The following is an 18,547-nucleotide window of genomic DNA, read 5'->3' as shown; positions in this document are numbered from 1 at the left end:
TCAACGAGGGTTCTTTCCTGTGCGGTCACGGGCGGTTCTCTTTTCGGCGGCTAGCACGGCAGCTGCGGAGGCGGCGCCCAGCGCGGACCCGGCAAGCACGTCCGAGGGATAATGCACCCCGAGCACGATCCGAGACAACAGCATCGGCGGCACGAGCACCGCAGGCAAGGGTAGCCCGGTCAGTCTTCCGAGCAATACCGCCGCCGCCGCCGTGGATGTCGCGTGTGAGGACGGGAAGCTCAACTTACTCGGCGTCGACACGTTGACCTGCACCGACGGGTCGTGTGGGCGCGGGCGGCGAACGATGCGCTTGATGACCACCGACGCGGCGTGCGCGCCGAACGCGCCGACGGCGACACCGGCCCACTGGCGGCGGCGCGGCTTGTCCAGCAGCGCCCCGACCGCGCCGATGCCCATCCAGCCGAGCGAATGCTCGCCGAAATGCGACATCCCGCGCGCGGCCTTGATCACCGCGGGATTGCGTCCGATGGCGCCCTGCACCGCATTGATGATCTTGACCTCGGCCGGTGACCCCGCCACCTGTTCGGGCACGACGCGCAGGTGCGGGGCGTCGACCGGCTGGGACGCGGGAGCTGTCATTGTTGGCTGTCTTTCTCGTCGAGGCGTCGGCCGCCGATCCCGAAGGCGTTCTCCCAGGCAGCGGTGCTGGTCAGGCGCGGATGTGCGGCACGATACTGGTCACGCAGCGCGGGGAAGCGGGCGGCCAGCTCCTTGCGCAGTCGCATGGCCTCCTTGAACAGCCCCCAGGCCTGGCGGGGATCGCGCTTGCGGTAGACCACGCCGCGGCCGTCGGCCGTGGTGACGGTGACGCCGTCCACCTGCGAGAGCAGGAACCAGCGCGCGTCGAGGGTCGGGACGTTGAGTTGCGGCCGGTCGTGGTGCTCGGTTTTGGCCGGGCGCAGGTTGTGCAGCACGCCCTTGCCGAGCCGGACGATCTTGGCGATCGGGTTGCCCGGCTCGCCGACCGCGCCCACGTCCGCGCCGCTGGCCAGCGGCAGCTCGGTGGACGAGGCCAGAGTCACCGCGTCGGGGAAGTCCTTGCGCATCTGCGCGACGCTGCCCAGCGCGGTGGGCAGCAGTTCGAACAGCCGGTCCGGTCCGGCCATGAAGTCACGGATCGCCTGGTTCTGGATGGCGACCGTCGAATACTCCAGGCACAGCAGGTGTTTCAGTGTGGCCTTGATGGTGTTGAGCACCATCGGGCGGCCGTCGTTGGGCAGGTGCAGGGTCGCGACGACGAGGCGGTTGCGCAGGTGGAAGTACGCCTGCCAGTCGATGGCGTCGTCCTTGTCGCTCCACGCCATATGCCATACCGCGGCGCCCGGCAGCGTGACCGTCGGGTAGCCCGCGGCGCGGGCGCGCAGGCCGTATTCGACGTCGTCCCACTTCAGGAACAGCGGCAGCGGCTGGCCGAGCTGCTCGGCGACCACGCGCGGGATCACACAGGTCCACCAGCCGTTGAAGTCGACATCGATGCGCCGGTGCAGCAGCTTGGAGTTGTCGCGGTCGCGCAGGGGGTACTTCGAGAAGTCGTGGTCGTATTCGACATTGGGCGCCGCGGTCCACATCCAGATGCCGCGGTCGACCACCTCGCCCATGGTGTGCAGGTGCGAGCGCTCCTGCAGATTCAGCATCTGACCGCCGACAAGCGTTGGCGTGCGGGTGAATCGGGCGAAGGCCAGCGCGCGCAGGATGCAGTCCGGCTCGATCTCGATGTCGTCGTCCATGTAGACGATGTACTGGGCGTCGGTGGTCTTCAGCGCCTCGTACATGACCCGGCTGTAGCCGCCCGAACCGCCCAGATTGGGCTGGTTGTGGATGGCCAGCCGGTCGCCCAGCACGGCCGCGGCCTCGGTGAAGCCGGGCTCGTCGACCACCTTGCGGGTGCCCTGGTCGGGAATGATGACCGCGGTGATCTTCTCCAGCACCAGCGGGTCGGAGCCCAGGGCCGCAAGGGTGTTCACGCAGTCGGTCGGGCGGTTGAAGGTCGGCATGCCGACCGCGATGCTGCCCTCGCCGGGCGCCTCCAGCGGCGCGTACCAGCCGCCGCTGCGCAGGTCGACGTGCGAGTCGGAGGTGATGTCGAACCAGATCCAGCCGCCGTCCTCGAACGGGGCCAGGTCCACCTCGAATTCGACCGTGGTGATGCCCTCGCCCGTGGCCGTGGCGAACTCATTGCCCTGCACGTGAATTCGTGAACCGTCCGCCTTGGAGCGGTACACGTCGACGCGGCCGTGGCCGGACAGCTCCAGCCGCAGCACCACCGACGGCAGGATCGTCCAGCGCCGCCAGTAGCTGGCGGGCACCGCGTTGAAATAGGTGCAGAACGACACCTCGGATTCCGCGCCGATCGACAGCGATGTGCGCGAGGTGGCATGCGCGCGACGGGCGTTGGTCTCTGACTCCTCCAGATAGAGGGTGCGCACGTCCAGCGGTTCGCCCGGCCGGGGCAGGATGATGCGCTGCAGCAGGGACTTCGCGCGGGTCTCGGTGGTGGTCGTCATCTCTTCCAGTGTCGTCGTCATGCGGCCGCGCCTCAGCCTTCCTGATCCACGAGCGGCGCACCGGATTCCAGGTGCGGGCGCAGCACGTTGTCGAACATGCTCAGCGCGCTGCCGATCGCCATATGCATGTCCAGGTATTGGTAGGTGCCCAGGCGGCCGCCGAAAATCACCTTCGCCGCGGCGGTTTCGGCCTTGGCGCGGTCCCGGTAGGCCAGTAGCTTCTCGCGGTCCTCGGGGGTGTTGATCGGGTAGTACGGTTCGTCGCCGGTCTGTGCGAAACGGGAGAACTCCCGCTGGATCACGGTCTTGTCGCGCGGGTAGTAGTCCCGCTCCGGGTGGAAGTGCCGCGGCTCGATGATGCGGGTGTACGGCACGTCCGCATCGTTGTAGTTCATCACCGAAGTGCCTTGGAAGTCACCGGTTTCCAGCACCTCGGTCTCGAAATCGATGGTGCGCCAGCCCAACTCGCCCTCGGCGTAGTCGAAATAGCGGTCCAGCGGGCCGGTGTAGACGACCGGGGCGTCCGGGTTCTGCGCGCGCAACTCTTCGCGCACCTCGAACCAATCGGTATCGAGCCGGACCTCGATGAGATCGGATTCGGCCATCCGGGACAGCCACGCGGTGTAGCCGTCCTTGGGCAGACCCTCGTAGGTGTCGTTGAAGTACCGGTTGTCGAAGGTGTAGCGCACCGGCAGGCGGGTGATGATGTTGCTGGGCAGTTCCTTCGGGTCGGTTTGCCACTGCTTGGCGGTGTAGTCGCGGATGAACGCCTCGTAGAGCGGGCGGCCGATCAGCGAGATCGCCTTCTCCTCCAGGTTGGCCGCCTGCTGGATGTCGACCTCGGAGGACTGCTCGGCGATGAGCTGCCGGGCCTCCTCCGGGCTGTAGTAGCGCCCGAAGAACTGCGAGATCATGCCCAGGCCCATGGGGAGCGGGTACGCCTGCCCCTTGTGCATCCCGAACACGCGATGCTGATACCCGGTGAACTCGGTGAACTGGTTGACGTAGTCCCACACCCGCTTGTTCGAGGTGTGGAACAGGTGGGCTCCGTATTTGTGCACCTCGATCCCGGTCGCCGGATCGGCCTCCGAATACGCGTTGCCGCCCAGGTGATAGCGGCGCTCGACCACCAACACCCGTTTGCCGAGCTGGTTGGCGGCGCGTTCGGCGATGGTCAGCCCGTAGAAGCCGGAGCCGACGATGATGAGATCGAAGGGGGATGCGACGGTCACGGGAGCCCAGCGTATCGGAAGTCTCCGGCGCCGCCGGGCGGAGTCGCGCAGTCCGGCGTCGTGCAGGTCACAGTCGCCGCCCGTCACGCGGAACCGAACTCGCTCGTCTGTAGCTCGTAACCGCGCTTCACCCCGGCAAGGAGGCCACAATGAATCGCTTCGTCACCGTCGTCACCCTCATCGCCGCCGCGTCGATGATCGGCATCGGAGCCTGGTGCCGCGTCGACCCGAGCGGTTTCGCGCAGTGGGCCAACTGGCCCGACCACGAGCACTTCCTGCACGACGCCGGCGTCTTCCAGATCGGCATCGGGCTGACGATGATCTCCGCCCTGCTCTGGCGCGACGTGGTCGCCGTGGTGCTGGGCGGCTTCATCATCGCCAACACCCTGCACGCGTACAACCACGCCGTAGACCACGGCGGCGGGCACGACTCCGATCCCTGGTCCCTGCTGGCGTTCTCGGCGCTCGCCGCCGCCGCGCTGCTCGTCCGACTCCGCGTGCTGCGCGGACGCGCCGGTTCCGCCGCCACGCGGTGAACCCGGGCGGCCCATGGCGCGGCCCGGCCTTCCCGCACCTGGCACACAAGGAGAATGGCCGGGTGGAGTACTTCGATTGCCGCGCGGCGTATCGGGCTGCGCTGCGAGACCGGGTACGGCCCCTACTGCGACAGCGAGGATGGCGTGGCGCTTCCCCGACCTGGACCTTCACGAACGAGGCGGGTAACAGGGCCATCGTCGAGTTTCAGGGCAGCCGGTATTCGGAACGTTTCGCCGTCACAGCCGCAGCGGACTGGGCCACCCATTGCTGCTCGCCGAGTACGGGCCCAGCGAGGAACTCACCGCGGCGTGCCGGGAATTGCTCGAAGCGCCGGAGGACGCCCAGTGGCTGACCCCCGACGCAGGCTCGCTCCATGCGTGGATCATCCACAGAATCGGCTCAGGTTAGGAAGAACCAGCCGAAGATCGCCATCCACATGGCGCCGACCGCGACGCCCGCTATGGCGAGGCCCTTGTCGTCGCGCTCGGTGTCGACCGCCAACGCCACGACACCGAGAACGACGGCCGGAACCGCCGTGATCCCGCAGATGAACCCACAAACCCCCAACACGAATGCGGTGATCCCCAGGCCGCGCTTCCGCCGACGCAGACCCGGTCCGGGATACGCCCCGTACGGCGCCGCCCCCGGAAAGACCGGCGAATTCGGCCGTGCCCAAGGCAATCCCACCATCGCGCGGTCCAGATCTCCGAAGGTCCGCGCGTTGAGCGCCTGCCCGATCCGCTCGGACAGCTCCTCCGCGGTAATCCGCCCCGCCTGAAAGTTCTGCTTCAGCCCCTCGACGGCCAGTTCCCGATCGGCATCACCAGCGAGGAAATGCCCACCCGCCCACTGTGGTCCCATCCCGGTCCTCCCTCGAACCGACGCCGCATCGTCGCCAGTCCGAGTGTATATTCCCTGGTCGCACGGCCACCCCGAATCGAGACACGAACCACATCGGCGCCGGGACCCGATTTTTGCGGCCGTGTGGTCGTGCCGCGATCTCGCTAGAGTGTGTCCAAGATCAGGATCGGCAGTTCGACGAGTTCGACAATCGAGAGGATCCAAGATGTCCTTCAGTTCGTTGTCACGAGTGCTTGCCTTCGGTTTCGCCGGTGCCGCAGCGCTTTTCGCGATAGCCCCGGCCGCAGTCGCCGACCCGCCGGAATGGGAGGTCCCCAAATCCTGCTCCGGAGCCTTCCCGACCAGCGACGGCGTGGCGGACGTCGAGTCCTGCCTCTACGTCTACGAGGGCGCGCTCCGCGCCTACGGCACCCTCACATCCAAGACCGGCAACTCGACCATCGACAACTGCACGATGGTGGTAACGGTCATCGACAAGGACGCCTACGCCAGCGGCCTGCCCGACGAGGTAATAGCCACCAGCGACCCCATGCCCTGCTTCAACGGCAGCTACCCCTCGCCGCCTTTGACAATCGGCAAGGAAAGGGTCATGGCAGGCCACCGCTACACCAGCTTCACCGAAGTCACCCACAACGGCCAGGGCGTCGCCCGCATCTACAGCCCAGAACTGGTCCCCTGATCGAGTTTCACTCGTTGGTCCCCGCGGCTCGAATCTCGAAATTGGCTCAGTAGTGCTGGCGGCCCGCGTCGACCCAGCGTTTGGTGGAACCGGCGAGGGTCAGAGCGAGGATCGAGACCATGAAGAGGACGCCCGCGCCCCCGGGGATCAAGGCGAGCGGAGATTCCATGACAACGAAGGCGACCGCGACGAGGCAGACAAGCAACCCGAGCGATGACAGGCAGATCAGCAGCACGCGGCCCGCATTCTTGCGGGTCAGCAGCAGAATGCCGCCGAGCAGCCAGAGGAAGACAACGATGCCCTGAATGGCCAGCGATATGAAGAGAGGCCCGGAGAAGTCGGAATAATTCTTGTACGAACGGTCGTGCAGGCGGTCGACCGCGGCCAACGACATGACGGTCCCCGCCACACCGAGGTGTGACAGCAGAATCGCGAAAACGCCTGCTGTGATGGCGGTCCCGCCGCTCGCGGACGGTTGCGGCGAGTGACCGGGCTGTGGATAGCCCGGCGGCGGATAGCCGGGCTGGCCGTACGGGTAGTTCATTCGGGCTTCCCCTCCTCGTCCGGGCGCGAAACTCACCCCTGCGGTCCCGCCGCTCCCTGTGTCATTGCGGTGAAGTCTCGCCAGCCGCGCTGAACGAATCCTTATGATCGGGATAATGCGAAGGCGCCCACACGGGTGTTGGCTGTGTGGGCGCTGCCGATCGCACTCGACGAGCGGCCGAATCCTGGTTACTGCAGCCGGGTTTCGGCGTAGGCCCGCATCGCGTCGCGGACGAACTCGGCGCCGCGGGTACCGCCCACGCCGAAGTCGTAGTTCACCGCGAAACGCGGGTCACCGACGTACATTTCGCCCAGACCGGTGAACGACTGCGCGTCGGGTCGCCGACCGCCCCACGAGAGGGCGACCCAGTCGTAGTGCCGCCGTGCGATGTCCTGCACCTCGGCGCTGTCGGGCGCCTGCCCGGCCTCGAACGCCGCGCGGTAGGCGGCGACGAGGTCGATATGGGTCTGCTTGAAGGCCTCCTTGCCGTCCTCGGTCAGCGATCCCCACCAGCGATCGCTGCGCTCGTAGGCGTCCCTACCCCACCGCTCGATCACCTCGTCCTTGTACCGGGTGTGGTCGAAACCGTCGAATACTTCGTCTGCCATGAGTGACTCACCTGCTTCCGTCTTGCGCAATGTGGTGTGCACCGACGCGATCTGACGGGCGATCCGATCCTGCTCCTGGCGCAGCAGATCCAGATGCGTCCGCAACGCGGCCGCCGCATCCTGTTCTCCGGCAAGCACTTCGGCGATGACCGGCAGGCCGAGGCCGAGTTCTCGCAGCAGCAGGATGCGCTGCAACCGCACGAGGGAGTCCTGGTCGTAGTACCGGTACCCGTTGGCGCCGATCCGGCTGGGCGGCAACAGCCCGAGCTCGCCGTAGTGGCGTAGCGTGCGGCTCGTGGTGCCCGCCGCCTTGGCCAGCTCCTGGATGGACCATTCGGTCCTGCCCCCGCGTCCGGATAACGCCCTGACCACCGTTCTTCCTCTCGCTCGCGTCGATGTATCCAGCATGCAAGTTGACGTTACGTAAAGGTCAAGCCTCGATCCTCAGTATCCGACGGCACTTCCTGGCGCGGAAGACCCGTGGTTCAGACGGCTCGGGCGGGGACCGGTAGCAGCGTTCCGACGCGCTCGGGGACGGCATCGGAAAGCGGTTGCGGCACAACACCTTCACGCTTCTCCGCGCGGCCACCCGTCTGCCCGAGCAGGGTGCCGCCGAGCGCGATCGCGATGCCGAGCAGTTGCAGTGGCGTCAGCGCCTGACCGAGCCACGCCCAGCCGATCACCGCCGCCGACAGCGGGCTGAGCAACCCCAGGAAGGCGACCGAGGTGGCGGGCACGCGCGACAGGCCGCGGAACCACATCGCGTAGGCGGCGGCGGTGCCGATCACTCCCAGGTACAGATAGCCGCCCACGGCGCTGCCGTCGAGAGCGGGCGGGGCGCCCTCGGTGACCAGCGCCAGCGGCAGCAGCACCAGACCGCCCGCGGTGAGCTGCCACCCGGTGATCGCGAGCGGGCCGACGCCCTCGGGCCGCCCCCAGCGACCGGCCAGGACGGTGGCCGCGGCCATCGATCCCGCGCCGAACAGCCCGGCGAGCACGCCGACCAGGTCGAGCGCCGCGGTGGCTCGCAGGACCACCAGGGAGACGCCCACGATTCCGATCACGCCCGCGAGCAGCTTGCGTCCGCTCGGACGCTGCCGCATCAGCACGGCCGTGAAGACGACCGCGAACATCGGCGCGGCCGCGCCGAGCACCGCGGCGACGCCGCCGGGCAGCCGGTAGGCGGCGAGGAACAGCAGCGGGAAGAACGCGCCGAAATTCAGCAGTCCGAGAACGGCCGTGCGCCAGATCCATCGACCGCGCGGCAGCACCCGGGTGGCGGCCAGCAGGACCAGTCCGGCGGGCAGCGCCCGCATCAGGGCGGTGAACATCGGCCGGTCCGGGGGCAGGAATTCGGTGGTGACGGCGTAGGTGGAACCCCAGACGAGGGGCGCCAGGCCGGTGAGCGCGAGGGTTCCGACACGCGAGGTGGCGGCGGTGTCCGTGGTTGTCATGCCGGTCTCTCCTGGTTCATAATCTCAATGTTGAAATAAGACACCACAAGTTATCTTGATGTCAAGTATCTTGATGTTGAGGTTTATCGGAGGGGAGCAGGGGCGTGGCCGATGCGGTGGACGAGGTGATTGCGGCCTGGGGCCGGGTGCAACCGGACCTCGACGTGTGGCCGACGCAGGTGATCGGGCGGCTCAAGCGCCTGGGGCGCCTGATCGACCGGGAGATGAAGGAGTTCTTCGCGCAGTTCGGCCTGGAGTACTGGGAATTCGACGTGTTGAGCACGCTGCGCCGGTCCGGCGGCCCCGACGGGCTCACCGCCGGGGCGCTGATCAAGACCACGATGGTCACCTCGGGCGCCATCACCAACCGCATCGACCGGATGGAAGCCAAGGGCTTGGTGCGCCGCGCGGCCGACCCCAAGGACCGCCGCACGGTGCGGATTCAGTTGTCCGACAAGGGCCGCGAACTCATCGACAAGCTCATGCCCCTGCACGCCGACAATCAGTACCGCATCCTCGGCGGCATGGAGCGCGAGGACCTCGACCACCTGGTGGTACTCCTGCGCGGGCTGTCGGAATCGCTGGGCGACACCTCGCTCAGCTGACCGCAGGCGCTTCCGGGGAGGTCGCGTCCAACCGGGTGGTCGGCGACGGCTGCGGCAGTGGTCCCGTCGGGGCCTCGGGCGGTGTGGTGGCGCGGGGTGTCGGCACGGTTGCGGTGTTGGGCGCGACGGTGCCGCCCGGCAGCGCGGCCGCGCCGTCGAGCGCCGCGCCCGCGCGGGCCTGAGGCTCGGCCGCCGCCTCGGGCGCCACCTGCAACAGCGTGCTGAAGTCGACGACCCGGGCGCCCAGCGCCGATGTCGCGATGATGACGCCGCCCGAATACATCCGGTAGGTCCCGATCCGGCCGGGCAGCAACGACTCCGGGCCGAGCGGATCCCCCAGCGGTCCCTCCGGGCCGCCCGTTTGGGCGTACTTCGCCTCGATGACGGTGTCGGCGCGTACGGACCGCTGCGCGCTCTCGTCGGGCGGCGGCGGGGCCGGGGCGAGTTCCTCCGGGGCCGGGCCCACCTCGAGGGTGCCGATGTCGATCGGCTGGCCGCCGCCCGGCGCCGCCGAATATTCGGTGCGCAGAATCCGTCCGTCCCGCATCAGCACTCGGCCCGCGGTCGAGCGCACGGCCGCGGCGGCCCGCGAATCCTCCCGCTCGGTGCCCGGATATGCCTGGCAGTCGGTGGTGTCGCAGGTCTGGGCGTAGGGGTAGCGGTGTTCGGCCAGGGCGTAGGAGCGGGCCGCGATCGCCTGCGCGCGCAGCGCCTCGGCGCCGCCCTGGTCGGCCCAGTTCGCCTGCATCTCGGCGGGCACCACGCCGAGCAGGTAGTCGTCGACGTCGACCTCGTTGACGGTGCGGGGCTCGCCGTTCTCGAGGGTGACGCCGAGCGTGCCGCGATAGGTACCGCCGCCGCACACCTTCAGATGTTCCGCGGGCGGGCGGTCGGTTCCGGAGGCGACCGGATAGGCGACCGGATCGTCGGTGGCGCCCTGCCAGATCACCTCGCCGTCGCACCCGGTGGTGATCACGACATTGGCGCCGCCGTCGGGCATCGGGGTCAGATGGGCGGCCTGACCGGGGACGACCCTGCGGCCCGCGACCGCTAGCCCGGCATCGGCGAAGACGTCGAGGGGTTCGTTGTCGTCGGCCTGCAGCCGCACCCGCACGGTGGTGGGCCCGATCGCGCCCAGCACCGCGCCCGGGTAGTAGTGCTCGAGAATGCGCTCGGCGGTCGCGCCGCCGGTCGCCTGGTCGAAGGCGCCGACCTGGCTCATGCCGCGACCGTGGCCGACACCGGCGAGCGGCCGGTAGCCGGGGCCGGAGCCATCGGGCCAGGTCAGGGTGACCACGACCGCGCCACCCACGAGGGCGACCACGACCAGCCCCACGCCAGCGGCGCGTCTGCGATGGCGGCGCCGCAGGAGATCGCCCTGTCGCACCGCCGCAGCCCATCGTCGTCCCGTGCTTGCCATGTGCACTCCCGAGGTTTGCGCGGATGAGACTCGCCGGTACTTCCGTTCGGCATGTCCTGCCCGCTGCCGGGCTATTTGAAAGCTACATTCAAGCTATCTGGCCTAACGCTCAAGTGAACCTTTAGATTTGTGACGATTGTGACTAGTGTGACCATTGTTCCGTCAGGAATCAACCCTGCTGCACCGCTGACGGTCAACGGTTCTACCTGAATGGGAGATGCTCGTGCCGTACCGCAGACCGAAACGCCCGGTTATCCTCCCGGTTGTCGCGACTCTGGCGGTCACCGCGCCGCTCGCGGGTCTCGTCCTGCGCGACACGCCCGACTATCACTCGGCGAACGAAAGCAATCTCGCTGCGATCCCGGCGCAAATGGCCGAGGTCGCGCTCTCCTCGGCGCCCGACGTGGTGCTGCCGCTGCGCGAGCTCACCGGGCTCAATCTCCCCGACCTGCGACTGTCCGATCTGCGCAAGCTGCCGCTGCCCCGCTCGGTGCACGTGCCGCCCGGCCTACCGCTGCCGCCCGGCGTGCAGCTACCCAGCGAGATCCCACTACCCCAGTTCGGCCAATCCGACCCCACCGCCGTACAGCCGGCGCCACGGCGGCCCGCGGGAACCTCTCCCGGATTCATCGCCGGTCCACTGGACGGTTCGGTCCCCGCCGATCCCGGCCCCGCTCCGGTTCCCGCCGATTCCGGTGTCGCTCCGGTTCCCGCTGCCCCCGGCGCCGCGCCCGCTCCCGCCGATGCCGTGAATCCCGCACCCGGCAGCAGCGGAAACGCCGCGGTCGGCGAACCGGCGCCCGCCCCGGGATTCGCCGCCGACCCCGCCACGCCGGCGCTCGCGCCCGGCGCCATCGCACCCGAGCTTGCCGACCAGGTCGGGGCGGAGGTCAAGGAACTCACCCGCGAGACCCCGTTCAGCATGGTCGCGCTCACCGCCAAGGATCTCGCCGGGACCAGCGCCATGGTCCGGGCGCGCACGGCCGACGGCAGTTGGGGCCCTTGGTTTTCCACCGAGCAGGTCGATACCCGCCGCAACGACCACGCCGCCGCCGAACGCACCGGCACCGAGCCGATCTACGTCGGCCGAACCAACGCCGTGCAGGTGCTGACGACCCGAAAGGCCGCCGCCGCACCGGGCCAGGACGGAACCGTCCCCGCTCAGGATGGCACGGCCGGTACTCAGGGCGAGACCGCCCCCGCACCGACCCAGGACGGAACCGTCCCCGCACCAGTCCATAACGGGGCAACCCCCGCACCAGCCCAGGAAGGGTCCACATCAGCCCAGGACGGGACCGCACCCGACCAGACCACCCCCGCACCGATCCAGGGCGAGGCAGCCCCCGCGCCCGCCCAAGGTGGCGCCGCCCTGACGCCCGGCGGGGTCGCCGCGAGGTCGGGTGATCCGGCGCAGGTGACGGCGGCGGCGCTGTCGGCGGTGCTGATCGACCCGGGGCGTGGGGCGGCCGACGAGAATTTGTCCGCGGTGGCGGCGCCGGTGTCCGGTGGCGGCCCCAAGGTGATCACGCGGCAGCAGTGGGGCGCCGACGAATCACTGCGCACCGAATGCGGGGAGCCGACGGTCTACGACGACGGCGTCGGCGGCATCACCGTGCATCACACCGCCGGGCGCAACGACTACAGCAGGGCGGAATCCGCGGGCATCGTCCGCGCCATCTACGCCTATCACGCCAAGACGCTGAACTGGTGCGACATCGGGTACAACACCCTGGTCGACAAGTACGGGCAGATCTTCGAGGGCCGCTACGGCGGCATGGACAAGGCCGTCCAGGGCGCGCACGCGGGCGGGTTCAACGAGAACACCTCCGGCGTGGCGCTCATGGGCGACTTCGAGACCGAGCCGCCGACAGACGCCGCCCTGCAGGCGGCCGGGCAGTTCATCGGCTGGCGGGCCAGGGTCGCGGGACTCGACCCCCTGGGCAGTACCACCATGTACTCGGAGGGCACCGAATTCACCCCGTACGCCGAGGGTGAGGCCGTGCAGCTGCCGACCGTGTTCGCCCACCGCGACGTCGGCAACACCACCTGCCCGGGCGACGCCGCGTACGAGCTGATGGACCGCATCCGCGAGATCGCCGCGAGCAGCGGCGGATCCGTGGGCACCCGGGCCGGTAACAACACCGCGCCGGGGACCCGGCGCACTCAGTCCGATCTCGCCGCGCTGGCGGATATGACCACGAAACTGCTCGGGATGGTCGGCGAGAACGCCGTGGCCCGGTACTGGTCCACGCAGGGCGGGCCGGACGGACACCTGGGCGCCGCCGCGTCCGAGCCGCAGCCGACCAGGGACGGCGGACAATACGCCAAGTTCGCCAACGGCTATGTCTACGCGAGTCCCGACGGGAAGGTGGTCGAAGTGGTCGGCCATATCCTGGACCGCTTCGTCCAGCTCGGCGCTGAGACCGGGATGCTCGGCCTGCCGCTGGGCAACGCCTATCCCGTCCCGGACGGCCAGCGCTCCGACTTCCAATACGGCTCACTGATTCTCAACCAGGTGACCGGCATAGTAACGACGCTGCTGAAGAACCCCCAGCAGCCGACGCGGAACTCGACGCTGGGCCAGACCGCCGAACCCCTCCCCGGGCAGATCGCCGCACCGGGGCAGGCATCCACATCGAGTCCCGCCCCGGCGCCCGGGCCCGCCTCGGAACCGGGCTACCCGGCCCCGACCGAGTAGCCGCCGACCGAGTCCGGCTACCCTGGGCCGTAACCGTCTGCCCGCCAACGGTATTCGCGGCTGACCGCCGCGTGCCCACCACCATTCCCGACACATCCAGTTCACCGAACACGTTTCCCGACACATCCAGTTCACCGAACACGGTTCCCGGCACGTCCGGTACACCGAACACGTTTCCCGGCACGTCCGGTACACCGAACACGGTTCCCGGCACGTCGGTGCATCGAACACGTTTCCCGGGATGCTTTTGGCCGGGATCTACTGGGCCGACTCGGGATTCCGGCCAAAGCGTGCCGGGATGACGGGGCTTAGTCTTGCGGGGTGACGTGCGTTCTGATCACCGGGATGTCCGGGGTCGGCAAGTCGTCGCTGCTGCGCGAGCTGGCCCGGCGCGGTCATCGGACGGTGGACATTGACTACAGCGACTATTTCGAGACGAGAGGACGCCGCGCTGGAAATCGTGACGACCGTCCCCGTCGCGCGGGTCGCCGACATCCTGCTGACGCACGTGCTCTGCTCGAGCGTCAGCTGACCCACCAGCGCTCGAGGACCTGAGCGACACCGTCGGCGGCATTGGTGCCCGTGATCTCGTCGGCGGCGGCCTGGGCCTCGGGGTGGGCGTTGGCCATGGCGACACCGTGACCGACCATTCGCAGCATCGGGACGTCGTTGGGCATATCGCCGAAGGCGACGATGGTGGCGTGCTGGACGCCGAGCCGCTGCGCGACCGTGGCCAGGCCGGAGGCCTTGCTCACTCCGGGCGCCGACAACTCGATCAGGCCGTTGTCGGTCGAGTAGGTGATATCGGCGCGGCCGGACAGCTCCGGCTCCAGAATCGCTCGCATATCGGCGCTGGTGGCGCCGCGCAACCGGATCAGCATCTTGATCGCCGGGGCGGCGAACACCTCGCGGCGGGCGACCTGGGTGTCGTCCGGGTTCAGCCAGGCGTGTTCGTACTCCGGCGAACTCACGAACTGCGGGGTGGCGGCGTCGTGCGCGCTCGCCCGGACCCGCTCGGCGGCCAGGCCGCAACCGGGCAGCACCCGCTCGGCCAGGTCGGCGATCCAAGCCAGGCTCTCCACGTCGAGGGTGCTGGTGTGCAGGATGCGGTCCGAGGCGCTGTCGTAGATCACCGCGCCGTTGCCGCAGACGCACAGCGGCGCGAATCCGAGGCCGTCGACGACCGGATCGATCCACCGCGGCGGGCGGCCGGTGGCGAGCACGAAGGGCACTCCGTCGGCAATCAGAGCGGCGACCGCGGCCCGGGTGCGAGGCGTCACCTGCTCGCGTTCATCGATCAGCGTGCCATCGACATCGGTGGCCACCATTTTCGGTGTGGGCAGGTGCAGGCGAGTCACCCATTCCATCCTGCCCGAAACCGGACGCTCGGTGTAATCACGATTCGGCGGTCCAACTCCCGACACGCCCGTAGTCAAGCCGTGATCAGCCCCCTTACCTGCGGTGCCGAACCGCCACCGCAGGCCGTCACACTGGTGCACGATGTGCAGACGATCCGTGCTTGTCACTGGCCCTCCATGACGCGCCCCGATCGCCACCTGTCCTTATGATCAGGGGCTAGCAACCGACACGAGGGGACTGATGACCGGCTTCCTGCTACGACGCGCGCTCAACTATGTCGTGCTGCTGGTGCTCGCGTCCTTCCTGACGTTCAGCCTGGCCTCGCTGACCTTTCGTCCGCTGGACAGCCTCGAGCAACGCAATCCGCGGCCGCCGCAATCGGTGATCGATGCCAAGGCCGAGGAACTGCACCTCAACGATCCGATCCCGCAGCGCTACATCACCTGGGTCAGCGGCATCGCGCACGGCGATTTCGGGCAGACGCTCGCGGGTCAGCCGGTCGGCGAGGAACTGCCCCGGCGGATCGGGGTGAGCCTGCGGCTGCTGGTGATCGGCTCGATCGTCGGCACCGTGCTGGGCGTGCTCGTGGGCGCGGCCGGTGCGATCCGGCAGTACAGATTCAGCGATTACTTCACGACGATCGTGTCGCTGCTGGTACTCAGCACGCCGGTATTCCTGCTCGCCACCCTCCTGAAATACGGCGCGCTGGAGATCAATACGCTGTCCGGGCAGCAGATATTCCTCTATACCGGCGAGACCTCGGCGAATGCCGTGCACGGCCTGTGGAATCAGATCGTGGACCGGGCGCAGCACATGATCGTCCCGACGCTGGGCCTGGCGCTCACCGCCATGGCCAGTTACAGCCGCTACCAACGCAATGCGATGTTGGACGTGCTGCAGAGCGATTTCATCCGCACCGCGCGCGCCAAGGGGCTCACCCGCAATCGCGCCCTGTACAAGCACGGCCTGCGCACCGCGCTGATCCCGATGGCGACCCTGTTCGCCTACAGCCTGGGGGCCCTGATCACCGGGGCCACCTTCACCGAGAAGATCTTCGGCTGGCACGGCGTCGGCGAATGGCTGGTGGACGCGATCAACGCGCAGGACATCTATATCGTCGTGACCGTCACGGCGTTCGCCGGATTGGTGGTGCTGGTGTCGGGCCTGCTGTCCGATATCGCCTACGCGATCCTCGATCCACGGGTGCGGGTGGGAGCATGACCGAAGCGGAAATCATTGTCCAGGGCGCACCGGAACCGCAGGCCGCCGGACGCCGGAAACTGGTGTGGCGCAGGTTCCGCCGGAACAAGCCCGCGGTGGTGGGCGCCGTGGTGCTGATCCTGATGGTCGTGCTGGCCTTCGCGCTCCCGCCGTTCCTCGAATACGATTATCAGCAACTCGACTACACGGCGCTGCTGAAGCCCCCGAGCCCCAAACATCCCTTCGGCACCAACCAGATCGGTCAGGACGTGCTGGCGCAGACGCTGCGCGGCCTGCAGAAATCACTCATCATCGGATTCAGTGTCGCGTTGTGCACCAGCATCATCGCGGCCCTGGCCGGATCCGTGGCGGGACTGCTGGGCGGCTGGACGGATCGGGCCATCATGTGGCTGGTCGATCTGCTGCTCGTGGTGCCGAGCTTCATCATCGTCGCGATCTTCGCGCCGCGCACCAAGGGCAGCGGGTCGATTCTGCTGCTGATCGTGCTGCTCGCCGCGTTCAGCTGGATGATCAGCGCGCGCATCGTGCGCGGGCTGACGCTGTCCCTCCGGGAGCGCGAATTCGTCCGCGCCGCACGGTATATGGGCGCGTCGACGTGGACCGTGATCACCACCCACATCGTGCCGAACATCGCCTCGATCCTGATCATCGACACCACGCTCGCGGTCGGTGCGGCGATCATGGCCGAGACCGGTCTCAGCTTCCTCGGCTTCGGCGTGCAGCCGCCGGACGTATCGCTGGGTTCGCTGATCGCCTCGGGAACCAAGTCGGCGCTCACCTTCCCATGGTTGTTCCTGTTCGCCGGTGGCCTGCTGATCACGACCGTGCTGTGCGCCAACCTGGTCGGCGACGGCCTGCGAGATGCGTTCGACCCCAGCGCCAAGCGCGCCCGGGTGCGAACCAAGAAGTCCGACCGGAAGGCGGCGGCGGGGCAGGAGGCGGCGGCATGACGGATGAGACTCCGACCACCGCGCCGCTGCTGGAGGTCTCCGACCTGCGCGTCTCGTTCCCCAGCGAGGAGGGCCGCATCGATGCGGTGCGCGGGGTGAGCTACACGGTGTCCGACGGCGAGGTGCTGGCCATCGTCGGCGAATCCGGTTCGGGCAAATCGGTGTCCTCGCTCGCGGTGATGGGGCTGCTCCCCGACCAGGCCCGGGTGCGCGGCTCGATTCGCTTGCGCGGCAAGGAACTTCTCGGTATGGGTGATCGGCGCCTGTCCGCCCTGCGCGGCGCCCGGATCAGCATGGTGTTCCAGGATCCGCTGTCGGCGCTGACGCCGGTGTACCGCGTCGGCGACCAGATCGCCGAAGCCCTGCTGGCACATAAGAAGATGAGCAAGCAGCAGGCGGCCGAGCGGGCGGTGGAGCTACTGGACCTCGTCGGCATTCCCGAACCGGAGATGCGCGCCAAGGCATTTCCGCACGAGTTCTCCGGTGGCATGCGCCAGCGCGTGGTGATCGCGATGGCGATCGCCAACGATCCGGAGCTGATCATCTGCGACGAGCCGACCACGGCGCTGGACGTGACCGTGCAGAAGCAGATCCTGAACCTGCTGCGCAAGGCCCGCGACATCACCGGCGCCGGCGTCGTGATGATCACCCACGATATGGGCATCGCCGCCACGATCGCCGACCGCGTGGCGGTCATGTACGCCGGGCGGATCGTCGAGACCGCCGGTGCCACAGAGCTTTTCAACTCACCGCGGATGCCGTACACGGTGGGACTACTCGGTTCGATCCCGCGCATGGACGGGCCCGCGCGCAGGCCGCTCATCCCGATCGTCGGCGCACCGCCCGCGATGCACGCACTGCCGCCGGGCTGCCCGTTCGCGCCGCGCTGCCCGGTGTCGATCGACGAATGCCAGGCCGCGGAACCTCCGCTGCAGGACACCGCGCCGGGCCATCGCGCCGCCTGCATTCGCACGGCGGAGGTCGGCACTGACGCCCTGTTCACGGCGTATCGCCGGGAGATCAGTGAGCCTGAGGTCACCGACGAACCGGAGCCTCGCGTGGTGCTTCGGGTTTCGAATCTGGTCAAAACCTTCCCGATCACGTCCGGGATGGTGTTCAAACGACGCCGCGGCGAGGTCCGGGCAGTCGACGGCATCAGCTTCGAGATCGCCACCGGGCGGACGTTGGCGCTGGTCGGCGAGTCGGGCTCCGGCAAGTCCACGACCCTGACCCAGATCCTGGATCTCGTACAGCCGGAGTCGGGCACTGTCGAGGTGCTCGGCAGCGATGTCGCGCAGCTGACGAGGGCGCGCCGACGCGAGATCCGGCGGAAGATGCAGATCGTGTTCCAGGACCCGTCCGCCTCGCTGGATCCGCGGCTGCCGATCTCCGACGCGCTGGCCGAGCCGCTGCGCATCGACGGACGGTCGCGCGAGGAGATCCGCAGGCGGGTACCGGAACTGCTGAAACAGGTCGGCCTGCGCCCCGAACACGCCGACCGCTATCCCGCCGACTTCTCCGGCGGTCAGAAGCAGCGCATCAATATCGCGCGCGCCCTGGCGCTGGACCCCGAGCTGCTGGTACTCGACGAGCCGGTGTCCTCTCTCGACGTCTCCATTCAGGCCGGTGTGCTGAACCTGCTGCGAGAGCTGCAGATCGAGCGCGGGCTGTCGTATCTTTTCGTCTCCCACGATCTTTCGGTGGTCCGCAATCTCGCCCACGATATCGCGGTCATGTACCGCGGCAAGATCGTCGAATCCGGTCCGGCGGAACGGATCTTCTCCGATCCGCAGCACGAGTACACCCGGGCCCTCATCGACGCTGTCCCACTCCCGGTCGTCGCGCGGTAGGAGA

Annotated in this window: 17 protein-coding genes; 8 read left to right on the top strand and 9 right to left on the bottom strand. The window is 68.4% G+C overall.

Going from position 1 to position 18,547, the window contains the following annotated elements; all coding sequences use genetic code 11:
* The 3 genes from ACYVLQ_RS10625 to glf are packed head-to-tail and all read right to left on the bottom strand — an operon-like array spanning position 1 to position 3,757.
* On the bottom strand, positions 1 to 600 hold the full coding sequence (locus ACYVLQ_RS10625) for a phosphatase PAP2 family protein (protein WP_460697227.1): 600 nt from the start codon (positions 598 to 600) through the stop codon (positions 1 to 3).
* Positions 597 to 2,546, bottom strand: a complete 1,950-nt coding sequence (locus ACYVLQ_RS10620) for a glycosyltransferase (protein ID WP_460697226.1) — start codon at positions 2,544 to 2,546, stop codon at positions 597 to 599. The genes ACYVLQ_RS10625 and ACYVLQ_RS10620 overlap by 4 nt, the downstream gene beginning before the upstream one ends.
* 11 nt (positions 2,547 to 2,557) lie before the next feature.
* A complete protein-coding gene (glf, locus tag ACYVLQ_RS10615; protein ID WP_460697225.1) occupies positions 2,558 to 3,757 on the bottom strand; it encodes a UDP-galactopyranose mutase in 1,200 nt (399 codons plus the stop codon).
* 149 nt (positions 3,758 to 3,906) lie between these two features.
* On the opposite strand from glf, the gene ACYVLQ_RS10610 reads away from it, so the two are divergent.
* Complete coding sequence (locus ACYVLQ_RS10610; protein WP_460697224.1) at positions 3,907 to 4,293, top strand: hypothetical protein; 387 nt, start codon at positions 3,907 to 3,909, stop codon at positions 4,291 to 4,293.
* A gap of 400 nt (positions 4,294 to 4,693) precedes the next feature.
* Here ACYVLQ_RS10610 and ACYVLQ_RS10605 read toward each other — a convergent pair whose 3' ends face one another.
* Complete coding sequence (locus tag ACYVLQ_RS10605; RefSeq protein WP_460697223.1) at positions 4,694 to 5,155, bottom strand: DUF1707 SHOCT-like domain-containing protein; 462 nt, start codon at positions 5,153 to 5,155, stop codon at positions 4,694 to 4,696.
* 205 nt (positions 5,156 to 5,360) lie between these two features.
* On the opposite strand from ACYVLQ_RS10605, the gene ACYVLQ_RS10600 reads away from it, so the two are divergent.
* Positions 5,361 to 5,834, top strand: coding sequence for a hypothetical protein (locus tag ACYVLQ_RS10600; RefSeq protein ID WP_460697222.1), 474 nt, complete (start codon positions 5,361 to 5,363; stop codon positions 5,832 to 5,834).
* 46 nt (positions 5,835 to 5,880) lie between these two features.
* On the opposite strand, the gene ACYVLQ_RS10595 is transcribed toward ACYVLQ_RS10600, so the two are convergent.
* The 3 genes from ACYVLQ_RS10595 to ACYVLQ_RS10585 all read right to left on the bottom strand — a co-directional run bounded on the left by ACYVLQ_RS10595 (position 5,881) and on the right by ACYVLQ_RS10585 (position 8,440).
* Entirely contained in the window at positions 5,881 to 6,378 is a 498-nt protein-coding gene (locus ACYVLQ_RS10595; RefSeq protein WP_460697221.1) for a hypothetical protein, read from the bottom strand.
* Between the two features lie 188 nt (positions 6,379 to 6,566).
* Positions 6,567 to 7,358 carry a MerR family transcriptional regulator gene (locus ACYVLQ_RS10590; protein WP_460697220.1) on the bottom strand — a complete coding sequence of 264 codons (792 nt, stop codon included), beginning with the start codon at positions 7,356 to 7,358 and terminating at the stop codon, positions 6,567 to 6,569.
* A gap of 113 nt (positions 7,359 to 7,471) precedes the next feature.
* A complete protein-coding gene (locus ACYVLQ_RS10585; RefSeq protein ID WP_460697219.1) occupies positions 7,472 to 8,440 on the bottom strand; it encodes an EamA family transporter in 969 nt (322 codons plus the stop codon).
* 104 nt (positions 8,441 to 8,544) lie between these two features.
* Here ACYVLQ_RS10585 and ACYVLQ_RS10580 point away from each other — a divergent pair, with 104 nt between their 5' ends.
* Positions 8,545 to 9,045 (top strand): MarR family winged helix-turn-helix transcriptional regulator, encoded by a 501-nt coding sequence (locus tag ACYVLQ_RS10580; RefSeq protein ID WP_460697218.1) that lies wholly within the window; start codon positions 8,545 to 8,547, stop codon positions 9,043 to 9,045.
* Here the strand turns inward: ACYVLQ_RS10580 and ACYVLQ_RS10575 are convergent.
* Positions 9,038 to 10,465, bottom strand: coding sequence for a SpoIID/LytB domain-containing protein (locus tag ACYVLQ_RS10575; protein WP_460697217.1), 1,428 nt, complete (start codon positions 10,463 to 10,465; stop codon positions 9,038 to 9,040). The genes ACYVLQ_RS10580 and ACYVLQ_RS10575 overlap by 8 nt on opposite strands.
* Positions 10,466 to 10,682: 217 nt before the next feature.
* Here ACYVLQ_RS10575 and ACYVLQ_RS10570 point away from each other — a divergent pair, with 217 nt between their 5' ends.
* The gene (locus ACYVLQ_RS10570) at positions 10,683 to 13,163 is read left to right on the top strand and encodes an N-acetylmuramoyl-L-alanine amidase (RefSeq protein ID WP_460697216.1); all 2,481 of its coding nucleotides are present in this window, start codon (positions 10,683 to 10,685) and stop codon (positions 13,161 to 13,163) included.
* Positions 13,164 to 13,508: 345 nt separating this feature from the next.
* Complete coding sequence (locus ACYVLQ_RS10565; RefSeq protein ID WP_460697442.1) at positions 13,509 to 13,718, top strand: hypothetical protein; 210 nt, start codon at positions 13,509 to 13,511, stop codon at positions 13,716 to 13,718.
* On the opposite strand, the gene ACYVLQ_RS10560 is transcribed toward ACYVLQ_RS10565, so the two are convergent.
* Positions 13,688 to 14,530 (bottom strand): HAD family hydrolase, encoded by an 843-nt coding sequence (locus tag ACYVLQ_RS10560; protein WP_460697215.1) that lies wholly within the window; start codon positions 14,528 to 14,530, stop codon positions 13,688 to 13,690. The two genes, ACYVLQ_RS10565 and ACYVLQ_RS10560, sit on opposite strands and share 31 nt — an antisense overlap.
* A gap of 232 nt (positions 14,531 to 14,762) precedes the next feature.
* On the opposite strand from ACYVLQ_RS10560, the gene ACYVLQ_RS10555 reads away from it, so the two are divergent.
* From ACYVLQ_RS10555 to ACYVLQ_RS10545, 3 genes are read left to right on the top strand one after another with little or no spacing between them, the layout of a single operon-like run.
* Entirely contained in the window at positions 14,763 to 15,743 is a 981-nt protein-coding gene (locus ACYVLQ_RS10555) for an ABC transporter permease (protein WP_460697214.1), read from the top strand.
* Complete coding sequence (locus ACYVLQ_RS10550; RefSeq protein WP_460697213.1) at positions 15,740 to 16,693, top strand: ABC transporter permease; 954 nt, start codon at positions 15,740 to 15,742, stop codon at positions 16,691 to 16,693. The genes ACYVLQ_RS10555 and ACYVLQ_RS10550 overlap by 4 nt, the downstream gene beginning before the upstream one ends.
* The gene (locus tag ACYVLQ_RS10545) at positions 16,690 to 18,543 is read left to right on the top strand and encodes an ABC transporter ATP-binding protein (protein ID WP_460697212.1); all 1,854 of its coding nucleotides are present in this window, start codon (positions 16,690 to 16,692) and stop codon (positions 18,541 to 18,543) included. The genes ACYVLQ_RS10550 and ACYVLQ_RS10545 overlap by 4 nt, the downstream gene beginning before the upstream one ends.
* Positions 18,544 to 18,547 lie beyond the last annotated feature (4 nt).

It is taken from the genome of Nocardia thraciensis (assembly GCF_054782435.1).
This window is presented reverse-complemented; position numbering and strand designations above follow the sequence as displayed.